The sequence below is a fragment of the Streptomyces sp. NPDC002265 genome (assembly GCF_040296125.1).
Classification (GTDB): domain Bacteria; phylum Actinomycetota; class Actinomycetes; order Streptomycetales; family Streptomycetaceae; genus Streptomyces.
Genome location: NZ_JBEOWS010000378.1, coordinates 1 through 8,915, shown reverse-complemented (window position 1 = coordinate 8,915; position 8,915 = coordinate 1). Strand labels below are relative to the sequence as shown.

At 73.0% G+C, this 8,915-nt stretch carries 5 protein-coding genes; 4 read left to right on the top strand and 1 reads right to left on the bottom strand.

All coding sequences use genetic code 11. The features are described from left to right. Positions 1-98: 98 nt before the first annotated feature. Positions 99-1,325, bottom strand: coding sequence for a trypsin-like serine peptidase (locus ABT085_RS39670; protein WP_351619832.1), 1,227 nt, complete (start codon positions 1,323-1,325; stop codon positions 99-101). Positions 1,326-1,661: 336 nt separating this feature from the next. On the opposite strand from ABT085_RS39670, the gene ABT085_RS39665 reads away from it, so the two are divergent. The 4 genes from ABT085_RS39665 (at position 1,662) to ABT085_RS39650 (ending at position 8,723) form a co-directional block, all read left to right on the top strand. Further along, positions 1,662-3,104 (top strand): diaminobutyrate--2-oxoglutarate transaminase family protein, encoded by a 1,443-nt coding sequence (locus ABT085_RS39665; protein ID WP_351619829.1) that lies wholly within the window; start codon positions 1,662-1,664, stop codon positions 3,102-3,104. A 391-nt stretch (positions 3,105-3,495) separates the two neighbouring features. Then, a complete protein-coding gene (locus ABT085_RS39660; RefSeq protein WP_502982932.1) occupies positions 3,496-5,610 on the top strand; it encodes an IucA/IucC family protein in 2,115 nt (704 codons plus the stop codon). A 94-nt stretch (positions 5,611-5,704) separates the two neighbouring features. After that, positions 5,705-6,574, top strand: coding sequence for a GNAT family N-acetyltransferase (locus ABT085_RS39655; protein WP_351619827.1), 870 nt, complete (start codon positions 5,705-5,707; stop codon positions 6,572-6,574). 163 nt (positions 6,575-6,737) lie between these two features. Then, positions 6,738-8,723, top strand: a complete 1,986-nt coding sequence (locus ABT085_RS39650) for an ATP-dependent DNA helicase (RefSeq protein ID WP_351619824.1) — start codon at positions 6,738-6,740, stop codon at positions 8,721-8,723. Positions 8,724-8,915 lie beyond the last annotated feature (192 nt).

The window sequence follows — 8,915 nt, the reverse complement described above, 5'->3', positions numbered from 1 at the left end:
GAAGGCCCGCCCCCGGGAGACAGTCTCCAAGGGGGCGGGCCTTCGCGTACGACGAGCCGGTAGCCGGTAGCCGGTAGCTAGTGGCTAGGGGCCAGTAGTCAGTGGGCGAACTTGTCGCTGACCGAGTCGTACACCTTCTTGGCCACCGGGCCCAGCCGCGGACCCGCCAGCCAGCCCGCGGTCACCGGGCCGATCGAGGTGTTGGACACCAGCGCGGGCTTGCCGTTCGCACCGGCCGCGACCCAGCCGCCGCCCGAGGAGCCACCGGTCATCGTGCACCCGATCCGGTACATCGTCGGGTCCGAGGCGTTGATCGACAGCCGGCCCGGCTTGTCCTGGCACCGGTACAGCGTCTGGCCGTCGTACGGCGGTGCCGCCGGGAAGCCCGTCGCCGTGATGCTGTCGACCTTCGGCACGGCCGGAGCGTTGAAGTTCACCGGGAGCGCCGAACCGACCGTCTCTTCCAGGGACTTGCCCGTGCCGCCCTTCTCCGGCGTCACATGGATGACGGCGAAGTCGTACGGGGCTCCGTCGCCGCCCGTCGGACCGCCCCCGTTGATCCACTGGTCCGAGGTCTGGGCCCAGTCCGCCCACCACACACCGTAGGGAGCGACCTCGTCCTTGGGCGCGGTCTGCAACTGCTCCGCCGTGTCACCCGCGTTGTTGTACGACGGCACGAACGCGAGGTTGCGGTACCAGCCGCCCTTCTTGCCCGCGTGCACACAGTGGCCCGCCGTCCACACCAGGTTGGACTTGCCGGGGTGGGCCGGGTCCCGCACGACCGTCGCCGAGCAGACCATCGTGCCCTCCGGGGAGTCGAAGAACACCTTGCCCGCCTCCGGGGCGTTGGCGTGGTACTCGGGCGCCACCGACGTGGCCCGCACCGGCGCGGGCGTCGGGTCGGTCACTCCCTGGTCGCCCGAGAGGTCGTTCTCGTCCACGCCCTGGTCCGGGTCGTCGGCGCCCCGCATCCGGTCCGAGCTCCACAGTCCCTCGATGATCGGGTTGACGTAGTCCTGCGCCTCACGCAGCCAGTCGTCCTTGTCCCACTTCTTCCAGGCGCCGCCCTTCCACTTGTCGATGTCGATCCCGTGCTTCTTGAGCTTGTCCCTGATGTCGTCCGGGATCTTGATCTTGTCGTCGCCACCGCCGGTCGCGGAGGCCGACGCGGAGACCTGGCTCCCGGCGTCCGTGTCGCCCGACGAGCACGCGGTGGCGGTGAGCGCCAGCACCGAGGCCAGGGCGATGGCCGCCGGCACGGGGGAGGTCCTGCGGCGCGCACTCCCCCCACATCGAGCGGTGAACGACGGCCGTATGGATCGCATGGTCTGACTCCCCCTGAACGGAAACGACTTGGCGTGGGACACACGCCGTGGGAACGGCAACACACACTATGCGCTCGCTGTGGGGGAGTGCCGACGGATCGGCAACGGTTCGGCTACAAGGCGCCTGACCTGCCCAGTCGTTCGGGGAGGTGCTGAATTGGCGGCCGTTCACACGTGGTTGCGCCGGGGGCCGTCGGCCTGCCGTGACGTCGGTCTCCGGGTGCGTCGCGCGGTGCCGCGATGTCCCCCGAAGGGCCCGGCGCGGCAAGGATCTTGGAGCAGGCCGTAACCCGGCGGGCGGTCCGCGGTTGTTACCGGTGGGGACTGCGCGGGGGCATGCGGGGAGGAGTGGGAGCCGTGGCGGTGACCGAGGGAATCCTGCGGCGGCAGTCGGCACGCGAGTCGGCTGCACGCACCTACGCACGCGCCCTGCCGATCGTGCCGGTGCGGGCCCGCGGGCTGACCATCGAAGGGGCCGACGGCCGCCGCTATCTCGACTGCCTCTCCGGCGCCGGGACCCTCGCCCTGGGGCACAACCACCCGGTCGTCCTGGACGCGATCCGCAAGGTTCTCGACTCGGGCGCGCCGTTGCACGTCCTGGACCTGGCGACCCCCGTCAAGGACGCCTTCGTCACCGAGCTGTTCCACAACCTGCCCCCCGGGCTGGCCGACCGCGCCCGCGTGCAGTTCTGCGGACCGGCCGGCACGGACGCGGTGGAGGCCGCGCTCAAGCTCGTACGGGCCGCGACCGGCCGCTCCGGCGTCCTCGCCTTCACCGGCGCCTACCACGGCATGACGGCCGGAGCCCTCGCCGCCTCCGGCGGCGCCTGCGACGTCCGCGTCACCCGTCTGCCCTATCCGCAGGACTACCGCTGCCCGTTCGGCGTCGGCGGTCCGAGCGGCGCCGAACTCGCCGCCCGCTGGACCGAGTCAGTCCTCGACGACCCCAAGTCGGGCGTGCGGCAGCCCGCCGGGATGATCCTCGAACCCGTCCAGGGCGAGGGCGGGGTGATCCCCGCGCCGGACACCTGGCTGCGGCGCATGCGGCAGATCACCGCCGATCGGTCCATCCCGCTGATCGCCGACGAGATCCAGACCGGAGTCGGCCGGACCGGTGCCTTCTGGGCGGTGGAGCACAGCGGTGTCACCCCCGACGTGATGGTGCTCTCGAAAGCCATCGGCGGCAGTCTTCCCCTGGCCGTCGTGGTCTACCGCGACGACCTCGACGTCTGGGAACCCGGCGCCCACGCAGGCACCTTCCGGGGCAACCAACTCGCCATGGCCGCGGGCACCGCGACCCTTCGTCATGTCCGCGAACACCGCCTCTCCGAACGGGCGGCCACCCTCGGTTCGCGGATGCTGACCCGACTCGGCGACCTGGCGCGGGATTTTCCGTGCATCGGGGATGTGCGGGGGCGCGGGCTGATGATCGGCGTCGAACTCGTGGACGCGGAGGCGGAAGCCGACGCGGACGGGGACGAGGGCGGGGACGGGGGCGCCTCCGCGAACGGGCCGCGCCCGGCGGACCCCGAACTCGCGGCAGCCGTCCAGCGGGAGTGCCTGCGACGCGGCCTGATCGTCGAGCTCGGCGGCCGCCACTCCAGCGTCGTACGCCTGCTTCCGCCGCTGACCATCACCGACGACCAGGCCTCCGCCGTGCTCGACCGGCTCGCCGACGCGGTGGCGTCGGCGGCCAGGAAGCGCGCGGCCCCTGACCGGGCGCCGGTGCCGCAGGGCCGCCGACGCGGTCAGGGCGACCGCGCCGAGCGCGCGGGGTAGCGAGCGACCCACGGCTCACCCGTGCGCCCGGTGTTCCGTGCCGGGCGTGCCGGGCCGCGTTCCCGTCGGGGCCATGCCCCCGCGGCAGACCCCGGGCAGACCCCGCCCGGACGCCGGTCGCCGCCGCACCACGCCAGAACACCCGTGAGGAACCGACTTGAACACCACCCCCCATGCCACCTCCGTGCCGATGCCGGACCCCTCCGAGGCGCGGCCCCGGCCCGCCGTGGACACGGGTCTCGGCGAAGGCTCCGTCCCCCGTCAGCACGAGGGAGCCCCGACAGCGGACGGGCTCCTGACTGCGGACGGACTCCTGACCGAGGGCGGGCGCCTGAGTGCGCGCGGATTCCCGGCGACGGACGAAGTCCCGGCCACGGGTGGATTCCCGGCAATGGACGAACTCCCGGCCGCGGGTGGATTCCCGGCGACGGACGAAGTCCCGGCTGCGGGTGGAGTCTCGGCAGTGGACAGGCTCCTGACCGCGGGTGGATTCCCGGCGACGGACGAAGTTCCGGCCACGGGTGGATTCTCGGCAGTGGACGGATCCCCGGCCGCGGGCGGGCTCCTGACCGTCGAGGTGTCTTCGGGAGCAGTGGGGGCGGCCGAAGGCATCCCGCACGTCGACCGGGTGTCCGCCGACGCGGGCGACCTCCTGGAACATCCCGACCCGCACACGGCCGCCGAGGCCGCCGCCGTCGAGAACCTGCTGCGCTGCTGGGTACGCGAGTCCGGCCTGTCCGCACCCGACGACGGCGTCCTGCGCGTCCCCCTCCCCACCAGCGCCACGGCCCTGCTCGTCCCCGTCCGCTACTGGTCCCCGACCGGCTGGCACCGCTTCGGTCCTCCGCGCCTGGCCGGCACGTCTGCCCAGTCCCCGCCCGCCGACGCGGTCACGATCGCCGCCCTGCTCACCCGCGAGACCCCCGGCAGGTCCCGCCCCCGAGTCGCCGCCGGTTGCGACACCGGTGCCGCCGCCGATGCCGAGGCGGCTGCCGACGCGGACGCCGGGGCCGGGACAGCCGCGGACCTGGTCGCCCAGGTCGCCGACTCGGTCCGGCGTACCGCCCTGTTCGTCCGGGCACGCAGGGAACGGCCCGCCGACGCCACCGACCTCTTCCTCGCGGCCGAGCAGGCACTCGTGCTGGGGCACCCGATGCATCCGACCCCGAAGAGCCGTGAGGGCCTCTCCGCGGCCGAGGCCCGGCTGTACTCACCCGAGCTGCGCGGATCGCACCCCCTGCACTGGCTCGCCGTCGACCCCGCGGTCCTCGCCACCGACTCCGCCTGGACCGAGCGCGGTCGTCCCGTCTCCGCGGCCGCCCTCACCACAGAGCTCGCGGGAACCGGGCTGCCCCTGCCCGACGGCCGTGCGGCCCTGCCCCTGCACCCCTGGCAGGCCCAGGAGGTCCGCCACCGGGCCGAGACCGCGGCCCTGTTCGAGGCCGGTCTGCTCCAGGATCTCGGCCCGCACGGCTCTCCCTGGCACCCCACCTCCTCGGTGCGCACCGTCCACCGGTCCGGCGCACCCGCCATGCTCAAACTCTCCCTCGGCCTGCGCATCACCAACTCACGCCGGGAGAACCTCCGCAAGGAGCTGCACCGCGGCGTCGAGGTGCACCGTCTGTTGCGGGCGGGCCTGTCCAAGCGGTGGCAGGCCGCGCACCCGGGCTTCGACATCGTCCGCGACCCGGCCTGGCTCGCCGTCGACGGTCCGGACGGTGACCCGGTGACCGGACTCGACGTGGTGATCCGGCACAACCCCTTCGCCCCCTGGGACGACGTCGCCTGCGTCGCTGGGCTCGTCTCGCCCCGCCCGTACGACGACCGCCCGGCCCCGGACGGGATCCCGGGCGGCGCCGGGCACCGGAGGGCGGGCGGCCCCGCGGTGCGCACCCGGCTGGCCGAGATCGTCACCCGTCTCGCCGGCCGGACCGGCCGCCCCCGTGAAGCCGTGGCCGCCGAGTGGTTCCTGCGCTACCTCGAACAGGTCGTACGGCCCGTGCTGTGGCTCGACGGACACGCGGGCATCGCGCTGGAGGCGCACCAGCAGAACACGCTGCTCGTGCTGGACAGCGACGGCTGGCCCACCGGCGGCCGGTACCGCGACAACCAGGGCTACTACTTCCGGCAGTCCCGGCGCGCGGAACTCGACGCCCAGCTGCCCGGCATCGGCGAGTACAGCGACACCTTCGTCTCCGACGAGGTCACCGACGAACGCTTCGTGTACTACCTCGCGATCAACAACGTCCTGGGTCTCATCGGCGCGTTCGGGTCCCAGCGCCTGGCCGACGAGCGGCTGCTGCTCGCCGCCTTCCGACGCTTCCTCCAGTCCGTGGCCACCGGCCCCGCCCGGCTGCCCACCTCCCTGCCCGCCCGGCTCCTCGACTCACCGGTCCTGCGCTGCAAGGCCAATCTGCTGACCCGGCTGCACGGCCTGGACGAACTCGTCGGCCCGGTGGACACCCAGTCCGTCTACGTCACCATCGCCAACCCCCTGCACGTCTGACCCTTGTCCCCGGACGTTCGCGTCCCCTGACCGTCGCCGTCCCCTTCGTGCCCGAGGAACATGCCCCAGCCCCACTCCTGAGAGGAGCGTCGCCGTGCCTGCCACCGACGCCGGTTCCGAAGCCGGCACCCTCCCCGCCGCGGATATCGGGGGTATCAGTGACTTCGCGGATGTCGCGGATGTCGCGGACATCGCGCATGTCACGGATGCCGCGGACACCGCAGTCACCGAGGGCACCGAGGGCACCGAGGGCACCGAGGACACGCTGGACCTGCGGCTGCCCGACGAGCTGCTCGCGCTCATCGCCCAGGAGGGGGCCGGGCCCGGCCTGGGACGGAGTCCGGACGGGGTGGCGGGCACGGCACCGGCGGGGCCGTACGAGGCGAACGGCGGCGACCTGCTCGGCGGTGTCGCCGACTGGGGTCCGGTCACCACCCCCGCCGGTGAGTTCCGTCTCGTGCCGGTCGGCGTCGACAGGGATCTCGCCCTCATCGGCGCCTGGATGAACGATCCGGCCGTCGCCGCCTTCTGGCACCTGGCCGGCTCTCCTGCCGCGACGGAGGACCACCTCCTCGCCCTGCTCGCCGGTGACGGGCGTGACGTGCCCTGTCTCGGGCTGCTGGACGGCACCCCGATGAGCTACTGGGAGATCTACCGCGCCGACCTCGACCCGCTCGCCCGGTACTACCCCGCGCGACCGCACGACCTGGGGATCCACCTGCTGATCGGCGGTGTCGCGGACCGCGGACGAGGGCTCGGCAGCACCCTGCTCAGGGCCGTCGCCGACCTCGCCCTCGACCGGTGTCCCGCCGCCGCACGCGTGGTGGCCGAACCCGATCTGCGCAACACGCCCTCCGTCGCGGCATTCCTGAGCGCCGGATTCCGGTTCTTCGCCGAGATCGACCTGCCCGCCAAGCGGGCCGCGCTCATGGTCCGGGACCGCAGCCGCCGCCATCTCATGTGACGCCCTGACGCCGCCCCGTCACAGTCGACCCCCGACGCGAGAAGCCCCACACCTTGACTCCTCCCTCACCTCCGCGACCGGCCCGGCACGCGCCTGCGCCGTCGGCCACGATCCCCTGCTTGATCGCACGTTTGTCAGTGCCGAGCCGTAGGGTGGTCGAGCTATGACGAAGCCCTCCCTCCCCGAACTCCTGCACGCTGCCGTCACCGCTGTCGGCGGCACCGAGCGCCCCGGCCAGGTGACCATGGCCGAAGCCGTCGAGGCGGCGATCGACGAAGGTTCCCATCTGCTGGTCCAGGCGGGCACCGGCACCGGAAAGTCGCTCGGCTATCTCGTGCCCGCGCTCGCGCACGGGGAGCGTGTGGTCGTGGCGACCGCCACCCTGGCCCTCCAGCGTCAGCTCGTGGAGCGGGACCTGCCCCGCACGGTCGACGCGCTGCACCCGCTGCTGCGCCGCCGCCCGGAGTTCGCCATGCTCAAGGGCAGATCGAACTACCTGTGCCTGCACCGTCTGCACGAGGGTGTCCCGCAGGACGAGGAGGAGGGCCTCTTCGACCAGTTCGAGGCGGCCGCGCCCAGCAGCAAGCTGGGCCAGGACCTGCTGCGCCTGCGCGACTGGGCCGACGAGACGGAGTCCGGCGACCGCGACGACCTGACTCCAGGCGTCTCCGACCGGGCCTGGGGCCAGGTGTCGGTCTCGTCCCGGGAGTGCCTGGGCGCCACGAAGTGCGTGTACGGCGCGGAGTGCTTCGCGGAGAGCGCGCGGGAGCGGGCCAAGCTGGCCGAGGTCGTCGTCACCAACCACGCACTGCTCGCGATCGACGCCATCGAGGGCGCCCCCGTCCTCCCGCAGCACGAGGTGCTGATCGTCGACGAGGCGCACGAACTGGTCTCGCGGGTCACCGGGGTCGCCACCGGCGAGCTCACTCCCGGCCAGGTCAACCGCGCGGTGCGACGCTCCGCCAAGCTCGTCAACGAGAAGGCCGCCGACCAGCTCCAGACCGCCGCCGAGGGCTTCGAACGGCTGATGGAGCTGGCGCTGCCCGGCCGCCTGGAGGAGATCCCGGAGGACCTCGGCTACGCGCTGATGGCGCTGCGCGACGCCGCCCGTACGGTCATCTCCGCCATCGGCGCGACCCGCGACAAGTCCGTCCAGGACGAGGACGCGGTCCGCAAGCAGGCCCTGGCCTCGGTGGAGAGCGTGCACGACGTGGCCGAGCGGATCGTGAACGGCTCCGAGTGGGACGTCGTCTGGTACGAGCGGCACGACCGCTTCGGTGCCTCCCTGCGGGTGGCCCCCATGTCCGTGTCGGGCCTGCTGCGGGAGAAGCTCTTCGCCGACCGGTCGGTGGTGCTGACCTCCGCGACACTGAAGCTCGGCGGCGACTTCAACGGCGTGGGCGCCTCCCTGGGGCTCGCCCCGGAGGGCACGGCGGGCAAGGACGACGAGGACGTCCCCCAGTGGAAGGGGGTCGACGTGGGATCCCCCTTCGACTACCCCAGGCAGGGGATCCTCTACGTCGCCAAGCATCTGTCGCGTCCCGCGCGCGACGGTGACCGGGCGGACATGCTCGACGAGCTGACCGAACTGATCCAGGCGGCCGGCGGCCGTACGCTCGGCCTCTTCTCCTCCATGCGTGCGGCCCAGCTGGCCGCCGAGGATCTGCGCGTCCGGATCCCCGAATTCCCGATCCTCCTGCAGGGCGAGGAGACCCTCGGCGAGCTGATCAAGAACTTCGCGGCGGATCCCCGTACGTGCCTGTTCGGCACGCTGTCGCTGTGGCAGGGCGTCGACGTGCCCGGTCCGAGCTGCCAGCTGGTCGTCATGGACAAGATCCCGTTCCCGCGTCCGGACGACCCCCTGATGAGCGCCCGGCAGAAGGCGGTGGAGGACGCGGGCGGCAACGGCTTCATGGCGGTCGCGGCCACGCACGCGGCCCTGCTCATGGCCCAGGGCGCCGGCCGTCTCGTACGGGCCTCGGGGGACCGGGGTGTGGTCGCCGTACTGGACCAGCGACTGGCCACCGCGCGCTACGGAAGCTATCTGAAGGCGTCACTGCCCGATTTCTGGTACACCACGGACCGCAACCAGGTGCGCAGGTCGCTGGCGGCCATCGACGCGGCGGCGGGGCAGCCGGAAGCGGAGTGACGGCCCGGCCCGCGCCACCCCGTGCCGGGCCGTCCACGCGAGCCTGCCGCACGACCCCCGCGACCGAGCCGGGCAGCGCCGCGCCCGCGCCGACCGCCCCACAGCACCGTGCGGGAGCCGGTGGCGGGCCCTGCCGCAGCAGCCGGGATCGATCCCGGACAACGCGGCCGGCTGGCGGAACATCGGCAGGTG